Origin of the sequence: Rhodococcus sp. AW25M09 (genome assembly GCF_000333955.1) — a bacterium.
In the GTDB taxonomy this organism is placed as follows: Bacteria; Actinomycetota; Actinomycetes; order Mycobacteriales; family Mycobacteriaceae; genus Rhodococcoides.
Genome location: NZ_CAPS01000105.1, coordinates 12,941 through 29,674, shown reverse-complemented (window position 1 = coordinate 29,674; position 16,734 = coordinate 12,941). Strand labels below are relative to the sequence as shown.

Annotated in this window: 15 protein-coding genes; 11 read left to right on the top strand and 4 right to left on the bottom strand. The window is 65.5% G+C overall.

Annotated elements, in window-relative coordinates:
* Positions 1-40: 40 nt before the first annotated feature.
* From RHODMAR_RS20010 to guaA, 3 genes are all read left to right on the top strand, one after another.
* On the top strand, positions 41-1,180 hold the full coding sequence (locus RHODMAR_RS20010) for a GuaB3 family IMP dehydrogenase-related protein (RefSeq protein ID WP_008718131.1): 1,140 nt from the start codon (positions 41-43) through the stop codon (positions 1,178-1,180).
* A gap of 213 nt (positions 1,181-1,393) precedes the next feature.
* Positions 1,394-3,148 (top strand): FAD-dependent oxidoreductase, encoded by a 1,755-nt coding sequence (locus tag RHODMAR_RS20005; RefSeq protein WP_008718129.1) that lies wholly within the window; start codon positions 1,394-1,396, stop codon positions 3,146-3,148.
* A 30-nt stretch (positions 3,149-3,178) separates the two neighbouring features.
* The gene (guaA, locus tag RHODMAR_RS20000; protein WP_008718127.1) at positions 3,179-4,768 is read left to right on the top strand and encodes a glutamine-hydrolyzing GMP synthase; all 1,590 of its coding nucleotides are present in this window, start codon (positions 3,179-3,181) and stop codon (positions 4,766-4,768) included.
* A 5-nt stretch (positions 4,769-4,773) separates the two neighbouring features.
* On the opposite strand, the gene RHODMAR_RS19995 is transcribed toward guaA, so the two are convergent.
* Together RHODMAR_RS19995 and RHODMAR_RS19990 are read right to left on the bottom strand one after the other, a co-directional pair.
* Positions 4,774-5,034, bottom strand: a complete 261-nt coding sequence (locus RHODMAR_RS19995; RefSeq protein ID WP_442970079.1) for a hypothetical protein — start codon at positions 5,032-5,034, stop codon at positions 4,774-4,776.
* Positions 5,031-6,401 (bottom strand): PspC domain-containing protein, encoded by a 1,371-nt coding sequence (locus RHODMAR_RS19990; RefSeq protein WP_042939949.1) that lies wholly within the window; start codon positions 6,399-6,401, stop codon positions 5,031-5,033. Before RHODMAR_RS19990 ends, RHODMAR_RS19995 begins: the two co-directional genes overlap by 4 nt.
* A 166-nt stretch (positions 6,402-6,567) precedes the next feature.
* Here RHODMAR_RS19990 and RHODMAR_RS19985 point away from each other — a divergent pair, with 166 nt between their 5' ends.
* From RHODMAR_RS19985 to RHODMAR_RS19975, 3 genes are read left to right on the top strand one after another with little or no spacing between them, the layout of a single operon-like run.
* Positions 6,568-7,977 carry a sensor histidine kinase gene (locus RHODMAR_RS19985; protein ID WP_008718122.1) on the top strand — a complete coding sequence of 470 codons (1,410 nt, stop codon included), beginning with the start codon at positions 6,568-6,570 and terminating at the stop codon, positions 7,975-7,977.
* Positions 7,974-8,621 carry a response regulator gene (locus tag RHODMAR_RS19980; protein ID WP_008718120.1) on the top strand — a complete coding sequence of 216 codons (648 nt, stop codon included), beginning with the start codon at positions 7,974-7,976 and terminating at the stop codon, positions 8,619-8,621. The genes RHODMAR_RS19985 and RHODMAR_RS19980 overlap by 4 nt, the downstream gene beginning before the upstream one ends.
* Positions 8,622-8,673: 52 nt before the next feature.
* The gene (locus RHODMAR_RS19975; protein ID WP_008718117.1) at positions 8,674-9,681 is read left to right on the top strand and encodes a DNA polymerase III subunit beta family protein; all 1,008 of its coding nucleotides are present in this window, start codon (positions 8,674-8,676) and stop codon (positions 9,679-9,681) included.
* Between the two features lie 27 nt (positions 9,682-9,708).
* Here the strand turns inward: RHODMAR_RS19975 and RHODMAR_RS19970 are convergent, their stop codons facing one another.
* Positions 9,709-10,935, bottom strand: coding sequence for a serine/threonine-protein kinase (locus RHODMAR_RS19970; protein ID WP_008718114.1), 1,227 nt, complete (start codon positions 10,933-10,935; stop codon positions 9,709-9,711).
* A gap of 200 nt (positions 10,936-11,135) precedes the next feature.
* Here RHODMAR_RS19970 and RHODMAR_RS19965 point away from each other — a divergent pair, with 200 nt between their 5' ends.
* Genes RHODMAR_RS19965 through RHODMAR_RS19950 form a run of 4 tightly spaced genes read left to right on the top strand, consistent with a single transcriptional unit; the run spans position 11,136 to position 14,860 of the window.
* Positions 11,136-11,981 carry a hypothetical protein gene (locus RHODMAR_RS19965; RefSeq protein ID WP_008718112.1) on the top strand — a complete coding sequence of 282 codons (846 nt, stop codon included), beginning with the start codon at positions 11,136-11,138 and terminating at the stop codon, positions 11,979-11,981.
* Positions 11,978-13,552 (top strand): DNA polymerase Y family protein, encoded by a 1,575-nt coding sequence (locus RHODMAR_RS19960; RefSeq protein ID WP_008718110.1) that lies wholly within the window; start codon positions 11,978-11,980, stop codon positions 13,550-13,552. Before RHODMAR_RS19965 ends, RHODMAR_RS19960 begins: the two co-directional genes overlap by 4 nt.
* A 22-nt stretch (positions 13,553-13,574) precedes the next feature.
* Complete coding sequence (locus RHODMAR_RS19955; RefSeq protein WP_042939947.1) at positions 13,575-14,339, top strand: alpha/beta fold hydrolase; 765 nt, start codon at positions 13,575-13,577, stop codon at positions 14,337-14,339.
* A gap of 11 nt (positions 14,340-14,350) precedes the next feature.
* The gene (locus RHODMAR_RS19950) at positions 14,351-14,860 is read left to right on the top strand and encodes a hypothetical protein (RefSeq protein ID WP_008718107.1); all 510 of its coding nucleotides are present in this window, start codon (positions 14,351-14,353) and stop codon (positions 14,858-14,860) included.
* 20 nt (positions 14,861-14,880) lie between these two features.
* Here RHODMAR_RS19950 and RHODMAR_RS19945 read toward each other — a convergent pair whose 3' ends face one another.
* Entirely contained in the window at positions 14,881-15,840 is a 960-nt protein-coding gene (locus RHODMAR_RS19945; RefSeq protein ID WP_042939954.1) for an ArsR/SmtB family transcription factor, read from the bottom strand.
* A gap of 55 nt (positions 15,841-15,895) precedes the next feature.
* On the opposite strand from RHODMAR_RS19945, the gene RHODMAR_RS19940 reads away from it, so the two are divergent.
* Complete coding sequence (locus RHODMAR_RS19940) at positions 15,896-16,660, top strand: class I SAM-dependent methyltransferase (protein ID WP_008718101.1); 765 nt, start codon at positions 15,896-15,898, stop codon at positions 16,658-16,660.
* The last annotated feature ends 74 nt before the right edge of the window (positions 16,661-16,734 follow it).

Genomic DNA, 16,734 nt, shown 5'->3' with positions numbered 1-16,734 from the left:
CGGCCGACTCGATTCGCTCTCGAAGTAGAAAGGTGCGCGCGTGCGCGACCTCGTTGAAATCGGCATGGGCAGAGAAGCTCGCCGGACCTACCAACTGGACGACGTCGACATCGTGCCGTCCCGTCGGACACGGTCGTCGAAAGAGGTGTCGACGGCGTGGCAGCTCGATGCCTACCGGTTCGACATTCCGGTGCTCGCCCATCCGACCGATGCCCTGGTATCGCCCGAATTCGCGATCGAACTCGGTCGCCAGGGTGGGTTGGGTGTGATCAACGGTGAAGGATTGTGGGCCCGTCACGCCGATGTGCAGGCCAAGTTGGAGCAGCTCATCCACATCGCCGAGACCGATCTCGATCCGGACGCGCCGATCGCTTTTCTGCAGAAACTGCATTCCGCGCCGTTGCAGCCCGATCTGTTGGCCGCTGCGGTCGGCCAGGTGCGCGACTCCGGTGTGACCGTCGCCGTGCGGGTGAGCCCGCAGAGCGCCCGTGCGTTGACGCCTGCGCTGGTTGCGTCGGGCCTGGATCTGCTGGTCATCCAAGGCACCATCATCTCCGCCGAGCATGTGGCACACGGTGCCGACGAGCCGCTCAACCTCAAGACGTTCATTGCCGAACTCGACGTGCCGGTGATCGCCGGCGGCGTCAGCGATCACCTCACCGCGTTGCATCTGATGCGTACCGGCGCGGCAGGCGTCATCGTCGGTTACGGCTCGGTCGAGGGCGGCACGACCACCGGTGAGGTGCTCGGCATCGGCGTGCCGATGGCCACCGCCATCGCCGACGCCGCCGCGGCTCGTCGGGACTACCTGGACGAGACCGGTGGACGCTACGTGCACGTCATCGCCGACGGCGACATCACCACCTCCGGTGCGTTGGCGAAGGCCATCGCGTGCGGAGCCGATGCGGCGGTTCTCGGTGCTCCGCTGGCCGTTGCCGCAGAGGCACCGGGCGGCGGTTGGTACTGGCCGTCCGCCGCAGCTCATCCGTCGATGCCGCGTGGTGCGTTGTTGCCGATGTCGGCGGGGGAGCGTCCGAGCCTCGATCAGGTGCTGCACGGACCGTCGCGCGAACCGTACGGCTCGATCAATCTCGTCGGCGGACTTCGTCGATCGATGGCGAAGTCGGGCTACTCCGATCTCAAGGAATTCCAGAAGGTGGGCCTGAACGTCAGAGCTTGAACGAAAACTTGGGCTCGATTCGACATCTGGTCCTGATCGTCGCACTCACCAGGGCGCGCACTCCCGTACTTCGGGGGTGCGCGCCCTGGTGTATGTGCACGTAAGCCGACCCTGGGTTGGTGATACTTCTCGTTACGGCTAGAATCGCTTGTGGCGGTAGTCACATCGCGGTGTGCATACTGTTCGACAGCAACGGATGTAGCGGAGGTCACCATGGGTTCAGCTGTTCGCGCCACGGATTACGACGTGTTGATCGTCGGGTCGGGCTTCGGCGGAAGCGTCACCGCGCTTCGGCTGGTGGAGAAGGGGTACCGCGTCGGGATATTGGAAGCAGGACAGCGCTTCGAAGACAAGGACTTCGCCAAGAACAGTTGGGATCTCAAGCGCTTCCTCTGGGCACCGAAGCTGGGCCTGTACGGCATCCAGCGCGTGCACCTGTTGCGCGACTGCCTCATCCTCGCCGGAGCCGGAGTGGGAGGTGGCTCGCTCAACTACGCGAACACCCTCTACAAGCCTCAGGCACCGTTCTTCGAGGACAAGCAGTGGGCGCACATCACCGACTGGAGCGGCGAGCTCTCCCCGTTCTACGACCAGGCCACCCGTATGCTCGGTGTCGTACGCAATCCGCACATGACCCCGGCCGACGAGGTGATGAAGTCGGTTGCCGAGGACATGGGCGTCGCCGACACCTTCATCCAGACACCGGTGGGCGTTTTCTTCGGAGAAGAACCCGGCAAGACCGTCCCGGACCCGTACTTCGGCGGCGCCGGCCCCGATCGCACCGGATGCATCGAGTGCGGTGAATGTATGACCGGATGCCGCCACGGTGCGAAGAACACCCTGCTCAAGAACTACCTCGGTCTGGCCGAACGTGCGGGAGCCGAGATCGTGCCCATGACGACGGTGACCGGCCTTCGGCCGCGGGCCGACGGAACCTGGGACGTCGACACGGAGCGCACCGGTGCTCGGCTGCGCAAGGGGCGCAAGACCTACAGTTCCGCCGAAGTCGTTCTCGCTGCCGGGACCTGGGGTACCCAGAACCTGTTGCACAAGATGAAGGACACCGGCGCTCTGCCTCGTCTGTCGGACACTCTCGGCGAGCTGACCCGCACCAACTCCGAGTCGATCGTCGGAGCCGCGAAGCTCGAGGTCGATCCCGACATGGATCTCACCCGCGGAGTGGCCATCACCTCGTCGTTCCACCCCAGCCCCAACACGCACATCGAACCGTGCCGTTACGGCAAGGGATCGAACGCGATGGGGATGCTGCAGACCCTGATGACCGACGGCGGCGGACGAATTCCGCGGTGGCTGAAGTTCTTCTTCGCGTTGATCGCGCACCCGGTCCAGTTCGTTCGCGTCGTCAACGTGCGGCGCTGGAGCGAGCGCACCATCATCGCGCTGGTGATGCAGAACCTCGACAATTCGATCACCACGTTCACCAAGAAGGGCCCCTTCGGCCGCAAGATTTCCAGCAGACAGGGCCACGGCGTGCCCAATCCGACGTGGATACCCGAGGGCAACGACGCCACTCGACGCATCGCCAAGAAGATCGGCGGCGTGGCGGGCGGCACCTGGGGCGAGCTGTTCAACATCCCACTCACCGCGCATTTCCTCGGCGGCTGTGCCATCTCCTCGGATTCCGACCACGGCGTCATCGATCCGTACCACCGCGTCCACGGTTACCCGACGCTCAGTGTCGTCGACGGCGCAGCCGTGTCGGCCAACCTCGGGGTCAACCCGTCGCTGACGATCAGCGCTCAGGCCGAGCGCTCGGCAGCGCTGTGGCCGAACAAGGGCGAGCTGGATCTCCGTCCGGCACAGGGGCTCCCGTATCAGCGCCTGGACCCCATCGCGCCCAACTCGCCGGTGGTGCCGGTGGACGCACCGGGTGGCCTGAGATTGCCTATCGTCGAGATTCGGTCCGGCTCCTCGGCGGTGCCCGTCGCGCATTCGGGTGTTGCATGAGCGGTCGAGTGGTCCCATTAGACTGACCCGGTGACCGACTCCTCTGCACACGATCCCGCACACGCACGCCCGGTTCTCGTCGTCGATTTCGGAGCCCAGTACGCGCAGTTGATCGCCCGCCGTGTGCGCGAGGCCAACGTGTACTCCGAGGTGATTTCGCATACCGCGACCGCCGAGGAGATCGCGGCGAAGGATCCGGTCGCGCTGGTGCTGTCCGGTGGACCCTCGAGTGTCTACGCAGACGGTGCACCCGAACTCGACTCCGCGCTCCTCGACCTCGGCATCCCCGTGTTCGGCATCTGCTACGGATTCCAGGCCATGGCGCAGGCTCTCGGCGGAACCGTCGAGCACACCGGAACGCGGGAGTACGGTCGCACCCAGCTCAGTGTCGACGGCGGTCGTCTGCACGACGGTCTGCCTGCGACACAGCCGGTCTGGATGAGTCACGGCGACGCCGTCACCGCTGCCCCCGAGGGCTTCACCGTCACCGCGACCAGTGCCGGTGCACCGGTCGCCGCCTTCGAGAACGAGGGCAAGCGAATGGCCGGGGTGCAGTACCACCCCGAGGTTCTGCACTCTCCGCACGGCCAGCAGGTGCTCAGCCGGTTCCTGCACGAGACGGCAGGTATCGCCCCGGACTGGACCGCCGCCAACATCGCCGATGCTTTGGTCGACGCAGTGCAGGAGCAGGTAGGACCGACGGGTAAGGCGATCTGTGGTTTGTCCGGCGGCGTCGACTCCGCGGTGGCGGCGGCCTTGGTGCAGCGGGCCATCGGCGATCGTCTGACCTGTGTCTTCGTCGATCATGGATTGCTGCGCGCCGGCGAGCGGGAGCAGGTGCAGCAGGATTTCGTGGCCGCTACCGGTGCCAAGCTCGTCACGGTCGATGCCGTCGACACCTTCCTCGGTGCACTCGAGGGTGTCTCCGATCCGGAGGAGAAGCGCAAGATCATCGGCCGCGAGTTCATCCGTAGCTTCGAAGGTGCCGTCGCCGAGGTGCTGGGCGAGAATGCCGAGCACGGCGACGCTGTCGAGTTCCTGGTGCAGGGCACGTTGTATCCGGATGTCGTCGAGTCCGGCGGCGGGTCCGGAACCGCGAACATCAAGAGCCACCACAACGTCGGCGGGCTACCGGACGATCTGCAGTTCGCCCTGGTCGAGCCGCTCCGCGCCCTGTTCAAGGACGAGGTGCGTGCGGTCGGTCGTGAGTTGGGCCTGCCCGAGGACATCGTCGGCAGGCAGCCGTTCCCCGGTCCCGGGCTCGCGATCCGCATCGTCGGTGAGATCACTCGTGATCGCCTGAGCACTCTGCGTCACGCCGATTCCATTGTCCGAGAAGAGCTTACGGTCGCCGGATTGGACCAGCAGATCTGGCAATGTCCGGTTGTGCTGCTGGCCGACGTGCGAAGCGTCGGAGTGCAGGGGGACGGCCGCACCTACGGACACCCGATCGTGCTGCGTCCGGTGTCGAGTGAGGACGCGATGACCGCGGACTGGACCCGTCTGCCGTACGACGTGCTCGAAACGATCTCGACTCGGGTGACCAACGAGGTTCCGGAGGTCAACCGAGTCGTTCTCGACGTGACGAGCAAGCCGCCGGGCACCATCGAGTGGGAGTGAGGGTCTCAGCTCTTTCTGCTGGGGCCCAATAGAAGCGCGACTCCGACGACCACCGCAGCGATCACGAACAGCCAACGAAACTGGACGTCTGCCAGGGCAGTGATCGCGTCCCGGCCGATGATGGCCGCGACCGAGACGACCAGGAAGACCAGTCCGGCGAGAAGCAGTAGTGCCGAGGGGCCGCGTCGGCTCGAGTTGTGCTCGCCGGTGTCGGAATCGCTGTCGGTGTCGTCGTGGCCGATGCGGTCGGTCTTGTTCTTCTTCACGGGTTCACCTTCAGTTCGCCGACGGTCAGATCGCCCACGATCGTCAATGTCGGGGTGTCGGTGCCCGTTCCCGGGCCGAACCGGGTATCGGTGGGGCATGAACCTGAAAAGGCCTCGCACTCCACGGTCACGTTCATCGAATCGGGCACCGTCACGACGGCCTGACCGAACGCCACATCGATGTCGACGCGTCGGTCTTCGATGAGGTCGAGCCCCGTGAGGTCGAGATCCAACTCACCGAAGCCGACGCTGTACGACGAATCGAGGTCGGCAACGGTGAGCGGGGCGACGCGTTGGGTTCCCGACGTGCTGTTGTCCAAGTCCATCGGCCCGACCGCCGACGCCAGGACGACGAATCCGGCCAGGGGTGCGGCGACCACCAGCAACCCGTAGCCCTTGCGCAAGAACGCGCCCAGGACGAGACCCACCGCGATCACTGCCAGAGCGACTGCTCCGACGCGGCCGGCGGTGGCCCAGTCTCCGCCGCTTGCGGCTCCGATCGTCGCAGTGACGGCGGCAGCGAGTAACGCCAAGCCGAGAAAGCTTGCCGTCCATCGTGACCGGCGCTGCCGTTCGATCGCCGCAGGAAGAAATGTGCCTGCCGGTTCGGGAAGATCCCAGGCGAACGGTGCCACACCGAGCGGGTCCCACGACGGGGGAGTCACGGAGGGTATTTCGCTCGGCTTCTCGGCGGATGCGGTCGATTTGCTCAGGTTGACGGTCTGCGCGTCGGCGGAATCTCCGGTGCCGGTGTGTTCGTCGGGCTTCGGTGTCGGAACATAGCTCTTCGGCAGAGTCGTGTACGGGGTGTAGCGCTCGTGCTGAAACTGCGGCGGCCGATACTGCGCGGCCGTCCATTGCTCGGCCGAGGTGCCGGTCGGACCGAAAGGCTTGGGTGCGTAGCGGTTTCGGGAGAACTCTGCCGTCCGCATGTACGGCGGCGGCTCCGGGCAACGTTGGTGCAGCAGCCACAATCCACCGAGCATCGCCACCAGAGAAATCAGCCCCGAACCGCCGAGTCCGACGCCTACCGGGCCGATGGTCGACAGCGCAATGAGCAACGCCACCGCCACAACCACCGTCTTGGTCGTCGAGTCGGAGCTGTTGCCACGACCGACCAGTGACTCCGCGCCCGACGCCGTGTCACCGGCGCGGTTGAGCACCAGCCACGCGGCGAGATACAGCACGATTCCGGTACCGCCGAACAAAGTGGAGACGACGAACGCGATCCGAATCAGAACGGGGTCGACGTCGTAGCGATAGCCGATACCGGCTGCAACGCCCGCCACATGCCCGCGTTGCGGCAAGCGGTGCGGACGGGTGCGCCACATCTGCTGAAGTTGATCCGAGACGGTCACGTTGCTCATGACAACAATCGTGGCCGCTACGAGCACGAAACACATCAGGGATACCCCTGATCTTGAACCCCGACATCATCTTGAACCGCGACATCGGGCCCACCTCGACGGACTCGCGAAACATCAGGGCGAACCCTGATGCGACAACCACCACATCCGTGCCAGGATCGAAGGCGTGCACCCTGTCGACAATCCACCCGTTGACGCCGCCCGCACCACACCACCCACAGCCGGCGACGCCCCGGCCACCTATGTCACCTCGACACCCCCCGCTCCTGCTCTTTCGGGCGCTCCTGCAGGCTCCGCGCCTGTACCTTCGGGCGCTCCTGCAGGCTCCGCGCCTGCCCCCTTTCGACGCCGCGGCGGCGGACGCATCGTCGGCGGCGTCGCAGGTGGGCTCGCCGACCATCTCGGCCTCGACGTGTTCAAAATTCGAGTGGCATTCGCACTGCTTGCCGCGTCCGCCGGTGCCGGCATCGCCGCATACGGCTTGATCTGGATGTTCACGCCCGCGGGCGAGGACACCGCGCACCCGAGTGCCGCCGAACGCCAGCGAGCGCTCGGACTCGCGGCCATCGGCCTCGGCCTTGCAGTGGGACTGGCATGGCTGCTCAGTGGTACCGCTGCATCGGTCATCGTGCCCGTCATCGTCGTAGTCGTCGGTGCCGCCCTGGTGTGGCGCGAGTTCGACTCCGAGGGGCCGCGTACGGCTCTGGGGCTGCCCAAGCGTCCGACCGTCTTGAGCTGGGCGAGGGTTGTCGGCGGAGCAACGTTGATCGTCCTCGGTTTGGGGGTGGTGGTACTCGCGCGCGTGGATCTGGCCGCATTGCGTTCGTCGTTGCTGGCGGTGGTGGTCACCCTCATCGGCGTCGGCTTGTTGACGGTTCCCATCTGGTTGCGGATGTGGCGTGCGCTCGGTGCCGAGCGGTCTGCGCGTATTCGTAACGACGAACGTGAGGAAATCGCCTCGCACCTGCACGATTCGGTGCTGCAGACGCTGGCCCTGATCCAGAAACAGTCCGACCGGCCGCAGGAGGTCATGCGATTGGCGCGCGGGCAGGAGCGAGAACTACGTAAATGGCTGTTCGACGGCGGCGATACCGACAACTCCAGTTTGGCCGACGCGCTCAAGACCATCTCGGGCGAGATCGAGGATCAACACGGCGTGACCGTCCGGCCCATCACCGTCGGCGACGTGCACCTGCTGCCCGACGACGCGGAATCGGGGATGTCGAGGGAAAGCTTCACGGCGCTGCTGGGAGCCACGCGAGAGGCGCTGGTCAATGCGGCGAAGCACTCCGGTGAGACCAATATCGACCTGTTCGCCGAAACCGAAGCGGAACAGGTCAGTATCTTCGTCCGCGATCGCGGAACCGGATTCGACGAATCCGAGGTACCCGAGGATCGACAGGGCCTGGCGAAGTCGGTCCGGGGACGCATCGAACGCCGCGGTGGCACGGTGCAGGTACGGTCGACCGTCGGCAAAGGCACCGAAATACGAATTTTCATGCCACGCAACGGAAACACCGTCACCACCGAGTCTTCCGAACAGTCCGAATCCAACCAGCAGGAGCAGCCGACGTGACCGACCCCTTCCGCGTTTTCCTGGTCGACGATCACGCGGTGTTCCGCTCGGGCGTGCGAGCCGAACTCGGCCGCGAAGCGGACATCGAGGTGGTCGGGGAAGCGGGCGGCGTCGCCGAAGCGGTATCGGGAATCGACTCGACGAAGCCCGATGTGGTGTTGCTCGACGTGCATATGCCCGACGGGGGTGGGGTGGCCGTGCTGAACCGGATCTCCGAAGGCCCTGTCTGCCTTGCCTTGAGCGTGTCCGATGCCGCCGAGGACGTCATCGCCGTCATCCGCGCAGGGGCGAGGGGCTATGTCACCAAGACGATTTCCGGTGCGGAACTCGCCGACGGTGTTCGCCGCGTCGCCGGGGGAGACGCGGTGTTCAGTCCGCGTCTGGCCGGGTTCGTCCTCGATTCGTTCACCGGTCGCAGTGCCGTTCCCGAGCCGCCGCTGGATCCGGAACTGGATTCGCTCACGCCCCGTGAACTGGAGGTGTTGCGGTTGCTGGCCCGCGGCTACACCTATCGCGAGATCGCTGAGGATCTGTTCATCTCGGTCAAGACCGTCGAGACGCACGCGTCGAACGTTCTCCGAAAGACCCAGCAGTCCAACCGGAACGCGCTCACCCGATGGGCACACAAGCGTCGGATCGACTAGGGGCCAGTGTCACTCTTGACCTTCGACCAACCCGAAGCCTCAGGATTTCACCATGACTGATTCGGCCGAAGAATTCCTGACCATCGGTGTGTTCGCTCGCTCGAGCGGGCTGACCCCCAGCGCTCTGCGGTTCTACGACGACTGCGCCCTGCTCGTCCCCGCCTCCATCGACGCCAAGTCCGGTTATCGCTACTACACAAGAGCCCAACTGAAGCGGGCGAACATCATCCGACAACTGCGCGAGATCGGGATGCCGCTCGACAAGGTGGCCGCCACACTCGCCGGCGACGGAGCGACAGCGGTCGAGATCGTCGATCGACACGTCGAACAGCTGGCCGCGCATGCCCGGGCAGCAGCCGAGGCTGCGGTGTCGATCCGCCGGTTGTTCGACGAAAAGTACTGCACGGCAACAGTATCTGCTGCAGAGTTCACAGCGGCCGTCCGTCAGGTCGCGTCGGCAGCCGGGACCACCGACGACTTCCCGGTGCTGCGTGGCGTACTGGTCGAGGTCGACGGAGGCGTCGTCACGCTGACCGCGACGGATAGGTATCGACTGTCCACGCGCAGTCTCGTCGCGCAGTGCTCGCCCGGTGTCTTCTGGTCGAGAATTGCTCGAGCCGATTCCCTCGGGGCTGTATCACCTTCGGGCGATCTGGTGCTGAAAGCAACCGACGATGCGATGGTGCTCGACTGCGATGGCGTCGAACATTCGGTGAGCCGCGTCGACGGCGAGTTTCCCGACTGGCGCGCGATGATCGACGGTTTGGCTCCGACCGTGACAAGGGTTGTGCTGCATCGAGATGTCGTTCCGCTCGGTGGCGGCATCCTTCGGATCGATGCAGGCCCGAACGGCATGTCTGTCGATGGTGTTGCGGTACCCGCACGGGTGACCGGATCGGAGACGACGGTCTTCTTCGACGCGGCCGTTCTGCAGGCAGCCGTCGCATCGGCTGTCGGACCGGACCTGATGCTCGATATTGCTGCACCGGATCACCCGATGCTGGTGCGCTCCGCGGTCGATGGTGCCCTGACGACACTGGTGATGCCGGTTCTGGGCTGAACCGCGAGGCGACGAACGCCGGGGTCACTACAGCAGGGTGATCACCAGAATCGCAACGATCACGACGGCGAGTACGAGTCCCGCGAGGATGACGGTCGACGGAATCGACGTACGGTCGCCGACGGCGTCCTCGATACGCATCAGCACATCCTCGACCGGGTTCTTCCTCTTCCTGGGTAGGTCGAACGGTGGCGGCGAGTAGGTCGACGGAACCGGATTGGCAGGGCTCGTACCGGGTTGTACGGCGGGCAGACCTGCGACGGTGCTGCCGAATTCTCTCGACGGACGGCGAGATTCGGAGACCGGTGTCGATCGCCTCGCCCATGCCGGAACCACTCCGTCCTCAGAGGTCAGGGGTGCGCCCCGGAGTTGAGCTATGGTGCCGCGCTTGCTGATCGCGGCCAGGATGATCTCGTCGCGGGCCTGCGCCATGGTGGGACGCCGGGCCGGATCGGGTTCGAGCATGTGCAGCAGTGGGCCCGTGAGGTCCCGGCTGCGGGTGGGAGCGATGATCTGCCCCTTGGCAACTCGGTGCAGCAGTGCGATCGAATCGTGATCGATGTCGAACGGCGGCCTGCCTTCCATGGCGGTGTACAGCGTTGCACCGAGGGAGAACACGTCGCTGGCTGCGGTGGGATCCTGTCCGCGTGCGACCTCGGGTGCGAAATATGCCGGCGTTCCGGTGATCACGCTGTCGTCGGATTCTTCGATGTCTCCCTTGGCGCGAGAGATACCGAAATCGCTGATCTTGACGATGCCCAGATCCTTACCGCGATCGGCGATCAGGATGTTGCCCGGCTTGATGTCGCGGTGCACGATTCCTGCCTCGTGCGCCTCGGTCAGCGCATCGGCGATCTGCGCCCCGATCTGGGCGACCTCGAACGGCGGTAGCGAATCGGTGATGCCCAGCGCCTGCGCGAGACTGCGTGAGGACAGGTACTCCATGACCAGCCACGGTTCACCGTCGACGAGAGCGACGTCGTGCATCGCGATGGCGTGGGGGCTGGAGAGTCGGGCAGCGATGCGACCCTCACGCATGGCACGGTTGCGTACCTCGACGGCCTGCTGTGGGCTCAGTGCGGTGGTGGACGTGACTTGCTTGACGGCCACCTCGCGGTGCAGAAGTGTGTCGGTGGCGAGCCATACTGCGCCCATGCCGCCGCCGCCGAGTTTGCCGGCAAGGCGGTATCTGCCGGCCAGGAGGTAGTCGGGCCCGACACCCCGTCGAACACGCTGCTGATCGGTCACGCCCATAGGTTAGTTGACGATGGCGGGGTGTGCCCGCAGCCGTGAATCGGAGGCCTCCACCAGGGCCGACGGCATCACCTTGACGAGTTGCCGTCCGAGCGGCTTTACTGGGTGCAGATCGAAACTGTGTTCGAATACGCCACTTCCCGCGTTCGACGAACACCGAATGTTTCGGCTCGATTTCTTACGCCGTGAAGGGGAGTGACATGTCTGTATCCGGTGCAACCGCATCCGTGTCTGCTGTTTCGCCGGATGCGCTCGACGGGTTGTCGCTCCCGGAGCGCGTGGCGTTGCTGCGTAGTCGGATGGCCGCCGTGCCTTCCCGTGGTGAAACGGCGTCGGTGCGCATCGAGAATTCCGACCCCGTTCCCATCCGTTCCGACCTCGAAGATTCCGAGCCGTCGACATCGTCGGTGAGTGCGGTCCGTCAGCGGCCCGTTCTTCCGGTGCCGTCCGCGCTGATCGATGTGCTGCCGCACGGCGGACTGGTGCGTGGAACGGTGGCCTCGGTATCCGGTGCCGGCTCGCTTCTGATCGGTTTGGTGGCCGCGGTGACCGGTGCCGGTGGGCATGTCGCCGTCGTCGGTCAGCCCCGTTTCGGACTTCTTGCCGCGGTGGAGATGGGCGCACAGCTGAGCAAGCTGGCACTGATTCCCGATCCGGGTCCCGACCCGGTGGAGGTGGCGGCAATTCTGCTCGATGGCGTCGATCTCGTCGTTCTCGGTCTCGGTGGTCTGTCGGTATCGCCCACTCGCGCCAGAGCCGTGGTGGCCAGGGCGCGCAGCAAGGGTTCGACGCTGCTGGCGACCGATGGTCACTGGGACGGAGCAGAACTACGACTCGACGCATCGGTGCACGGTTACGACGGCCTCGGGACGGGCCGGGAGCTGGGGCGCGGCCGGCTACGCGGCGTCCGACTGTCGGTGTGTGCTCGCGGCAAGGCGATGCGCCCCCGCACTGTTCGACTCGACCTGCGCGCGGAGAACGGCCGCATCGAATGGCATGCAGAACCGCACGAGCAGAATCCACTGTCGATCGCGGTCTCGACATGAGTGCCGTCTCTTCCAGCCGTGTCCTAGCACTGTGGTGTCCCGATTGGCCTGCCGTCGCAGCAGCTGCTCAGGCCGATCTTCCCGCGACGCATCCGGTGGTCGTCACCTCGGCCAATCGAGTGATCGCGTGCTCGGCGACGGCCCGCGCGTCGGGTATCAAGCGTGGCCTACGCCGTCGTGAAGCGCAGGCACGGTGCCCGGATGTGCATGTCGCTCTCGCCGATACCGATCGTGATGCACGACTGTTCGAGCCCGTGGTCTCCGCCGTCGCAGCCATCGCACCGGGAGTCGAAGTGTTGCGGCCGGGTTTGTTGGTGCTCGCTGCCCGCGGTGTCGGCCGGTATTTCGGTACCGAGCATCGGGCCGCGGAACGGTTGATCGACCAAGCGTCGGCGGCCGGTGTGGAATGTCAGATCGGTATCGCCGACGAGTTGTCCACTGCGGTCGTCGCCGCGCGGTATGCGCAGGTGGTGCCGCGCGGTGGTGGTGCAGGCTTTCTCGCGCCGTTGCCGGTGGCAGAACTCTCGGCCGAGCCGAGCATGTCCGCTGCCGACCGCGGTGATCTGGTGGACCTGTTGCGGCGCTTGGGTTTACGAACCATCGGCGATTTTGCTGCGCTGTCCCCGGGGGATGTGGCGTCGCGCTTCGGTACCGACGCGGTGTTGGCGCATCGCAGTGCCCGAGGCGAGCCCGAACGTCCGCCGTCGGCTCGGGCTCTACCGCCCGACCTCGATGTGGAGTATCTGTGCGATCCGCCGATCGATCGAGTCGACGCCGCTGCATTCGCCGGGCGCGGGTTGGCCGATCAGTTGCACACCAAGCTCGCCGCCGCTGCCGTTGCGTGTACTCGTCTGCTGGTGCATGCCAGCACCGGGAACGGTGAGAATCTCTCGCGGATCTGGCGCTGCGCCGAGCCGTTGACGCCGGAGGGAACAGCCGATCGTGTGCGGTGGCAACTCGACGGCTGGATCACCGGACGCAGCGAGAACAAGCCGACATCCGCGATCACCGTTCTGCGGCTCGAACCGATCGAAGTGGTGGCAGCGGGAGAGCTGCAGCTGGGGCTGTGGGGCAGTGTGGGCGACGACGACGAGAGGGCGCGTCGGGCGTTGGTACGCGTTCAGGGTCTACTCGGTGGCGAATCGGTGCTGGGCGGTGTTCTCAGCGGTGGACGCGGGCCGGCCGAGCGGATCACCCTGCGTCCGCTCGGCGACGAATTGGTGCCGATGTCCGATCCATCCCACCCCTGGCCGGGACGGTTACCCGAGCCTGCTCCGGCGGCAGTGATAGAAACCCGCCCGACGGTGTCGTTGCTGAATCGGGCGGGTACGGGAGTCGGCGTCACCGACCGCGGTGTCTTCGACGCGTCACCGTCGCGACTGCGCTGGGGAACCAAGGAATGGGAGCTGACAGGCCTGGGCGGTCCGTGGCCGGTGGACGAGCGGTGGTGGGACAGCGGCCATGCGTCGACGGGTCCGACGGCGCGTGCCCAGGTGGTGCTCGACGATGAAAGGGCGTTGCTGCTGGTGTTCGACGAGGGGCGATGGCGGGTGGAGGGAATCTACGAATAGCGGCACCGCTACCGTCGGGGGAATGCAGATGATGTCGGAGACAGTCGACCTCGATGGCGTCGACATCGCCTATCACTCGTTCGCCCCGCTGGAACACCCGAGTGCGACGCAGGTGCCGGTGATGCTGGTGCACGGCATGGGCGGAGACAGCGGTACCTGGGCCAGGTTCGCCCGAGCACTGACCGCACACGGCCGCCGCGTGATCACCGTCGATTTGCGCGGGCACGGTAAGAGCGCTCACACGCCAACCTACGAGTTCGACTCCTTCGGAGGCGATCTGCTCGGGCTCGTCGACCACCTCGGGCTCACCGAGGTCGATCTCGTCGGGCATTCCCTGGGCGGATATGCAGTCTCACTCGTCGCGCAGCGCCGCCCGACGCTCGTTCGCCGTCTGGTGCTCGAAGAACTTCCGATACCGATCCGGCCGGGGGACGCACCGCCGACACTGACCGGCAGGATGCCATCGGTCACCGAACTCTGGCACGCCGCGACCAGCGTTGTTCTTCATCCCCGAGCGGTCCTCGCATTCGACCGCTCGATGACGGCCAGTGCCCTCGAACAGTTCCGTCGGGCCAATCCGCAGTGGTGGAAGTCGTTGGCAGACATCACTGCCCCGACATTGGTGCTCCGTGGCGGTCCCGGCGGAATGGTCGATCCGCATCGGCTCGACGCGATGGTCGCCGAGATTTCGACCTGCCGGGTAGAGACATTTCGTACCGGGCACAGCATCCATCGCGACGGATATTCGGCATTCGAGACCATAGTTCTTCCGTTCCTGACCCACTAGTGTCTTCAGGCATGTCACTGAGCGCGCTCGATCGCAGAATGCTCGGCTGGTCGGCACTGTTCGTCGTCTCGCAGGCCAACATTGCCCGGCTGCTCGGCCGCGCGGCACCGAATGTGCTTGCGGTGCAGACGGCCTGGTCCGCGCAGCGCTACCGTCAGATCCTCGCGAGCATGGACGACGCCGAGACCGCCCGGTTCCGCAGCCACTACCTTCCCGACTTCGTCCATCCCGCGATCTATGCCATCGCATTACGTGCGGGCGCACGGAGCCTGGCCGCCACCACGCCACTGAGCCCTACGGTCACGACGGCACTGGCCGTCGCGCCCATTGCCTCCGCGGCAGGCGACTACATCGAGAACATCGTCGGACTGGTGCTGCTGGACAACCGAGAACGGATCACCGACACCGTCGTTCGCGCCACCACTGTGGTCAGTACCACCAAATGGGTGCTGGCCATCGGCTCGTTCGCGTACCTGACTCAGGGATTCCTGCGAGTCTGGGGGAGAGCTCTGCAGCGCTGAGTCCCCGGTACCTGCCGGCTCTACCGCTGCAGTCCGACCAACTCGTCCCCGAGGGACGTGCGTACGTACAGCACCGACCGTCCCTGTCTGACGCGCCGCACCACCGCTCCCTCCCGCAGAACGCGAAGATGCTGACTGGCCGCACTGGGGGAGACGCCAAGCGCGGTCGCAAGTTCGACGGTGGTGGACGGCACGTCCAGCACGGTGAGAATCGTTGCGCGTTGGGGACCGAGAAGATTTCTCAGCGCGAGGCTGGGGGTTGTGTGTGCGCTGTTCCACACTGCGCCTCGCCCACGGGCCGGATACACCAGGGACGGATCGCGATTCGGGCTGGTCTGGGTGATCGCGCCGTGGACGAAGACAGACGGAATCAGCGGAAGTCCGCGTCCGTCGACATCGACCCACACCTGATCCTCCAGCCGATCGACCCACAGGACGCCGTCGTCCCATCGAACTCGAGAATCGAGGTGCTCGAACATCTTTCGCGCCCCGAAATGCGAGAGCTGCTGTGCTCGGTAGTCCACGTCGCCGTCGAGTACCGCTCGAATGCGGCCCCAGTCGGGTTCGAGACACGTTGCCCAATAGCGAGAGAGCGCCTGAACGACACGAGTGCGCACGGTGCGGGCCGGGCCGATGAGGACCGCAGGAATCTCCGTGGAGAAGGCAGCGGCGACATCGCGTCGCATCTCCGCTGCCGGTGTGGCTCCGACAACGGCGATCTCGTCGGCGAAGGCAAGCGATTCGGTGGGCGGTCTAGGGGCGAGAAAATCCGGGATCCGCCCGTCGGGAGAGACCAACGCAGTCAGCATCTCGATGTCACAGCCCTGCCATGCCGGCCGGACGCGTCGGCGCCAGGGTTCGTGCAGATGATGCCGCTCAGGGGAGGTCCACGCGCGCAGGCTCAGGACCGTCTCGAACAGCGGCGAGACGGTCAGCGACGTATCCGCCAGGTCGGCGGCTCTGAGGTGAAGGGCGAGCATGTAGTCCCACACTAAATGGTGGTGGCCGGTAGACGTACTCGATGTACTTGACTGCATGCCCATCGATTTCGCAGATCCATCCAACGGCGACACCTATTCCGGCCGTGAGGCCGACTCCTCCTGGTTTGCTGCTGTCACCGGTATCGTCGATCCGGTCGGCGCGCACGTCGTCGATCTCGGATGTGGTGGTGGTACCTATTCGCGTGCATGGCATTCGCTGGGAGCACAGGTGACGGCGATCGATTCGAGCGAACCGATCCTGGAGTCCGCTCGGCGGAACTCACCCGAGGGCATCTCTTTCGAGGTTGCGCCCGCCGAGCTCACCGGCCTGCCCGACGGTCGAGCAGACGCCGTGTTCGCTCGCGCTCTCGTCCACCATCTGCCCGACGTATCCGGTGTCGCTGCCGAGGCGTTTCGGCTGCTGCGGCCGGGCGGCACTGTGATCGTTCAGGACCGGACGAGCGAGGACGCGACACTCGCAGGCTCCTCGTCCAACCCCCGCGGTTTTTTCTTCGACGCCTTTCCCCGACTGGCGGAAATCGAGCATCGGCGACGCCATCACGTCGACGACGTACGGGCTGCGCTCACTCGCACAGGATTCGCCGACGTTGCAACGCAAACACTCTGGGAAACTCGTCGCCGCTACGGAGATCGCGAGCAGTATCTGGGAGAGATAACCGGCAGGATCGGACGTTCGATCCTGCACGAATTATCCGACAGCGAACTCTCCGAGTTGGTCGAGTATCTGCGCGGTTGCCTGGACCCGGCTGAGTTGATCGAACGCGATCGCTGGACCCTGTGGACTGCAATAGCCCCATAGCGGGGGTGCTGCGTAGGAACCACTGCCGTGAGTGTCCACTGTTTGCGACCACATACGGGATCGCGGTCGCGGGT

Excerpts from the sequence above, each read along its gene's own strand:
- RHODMAR_RS20005 (WP_008718129.1), top strand. The coding sequence starts at position 1,394 with ATGGGTTCAGCTGTTCGCGCCACGGATTACGACGTGTTGATCGTCGGG.
- RHODMAR_RS19990 (WP_042939949.1), bottom strand. The coding sequence starts at position 6,401 with ATGAGCAACGTGACCGTCTCGGATCAACTTCAGCAGATGTGGCGCACC.
- RHODMAR_RS19975 (WP_008718117.1), top strand. The coding sequence starts at position 8,674 with ATGACTGATTCGGCCGAAGAATTCCTGACCATCGGTGTGTTCGCTCGC.
- RHODMAR_RS19970 (WP_008718114.1), bottom strand. The coding sequence starts at position 10,935 with ATGGGCGTGACCGATCAGCAGCGTGTTCGACGGGGTGTCGGGCCCGAC.
- RHODMAR_RS19965 (WP_008718112.1), top strand. The coding sequence starts at position 11,136 with ATGTCTGTATCCGGTGCAACCGCATCCGTGTCTGCTGTTTCGCCGGAT.
- RHODMAR_RS19960 (WP_008718110.1), top strand. The coding sequence starts at position 11,978 with ATGAGTGCCGTCTCTTCCAGCCGTGTCCTAGCACTGTGGTGTCCCGAT.
- RHODMAR_RS19955 (WP_042939947.1), top strand. The coding sequence starts at position 13,575 with ATGCAGATGATGTCGGAGACAGTCGACCTCGATGGCGTCGACATCGCC.
- RHODMAR_RS19950 (WP_008718107.1), top strand. The coding sequence starts at position 14,351 with ATGTCACTGAGCGCGCTCGATCGCAGAATGCTCGGCTGGTCGGCACTG.
- RHODMAR_RS19945 (WP_042939954.1), bottom strand. The coding sequence starts at position 15,840 with ATGCTCGCCCTTCACCTCAGAGCCGCCGACCTGGCGGATACGTCGCTG.
- RHODMAR_RS19940 (WP_008718101.1), top strand. The coding sequence starts at position 15,896 with ATGCCCATCGATTTCGCAGATCCATCCAACGGCGACACCTATTCCGGC.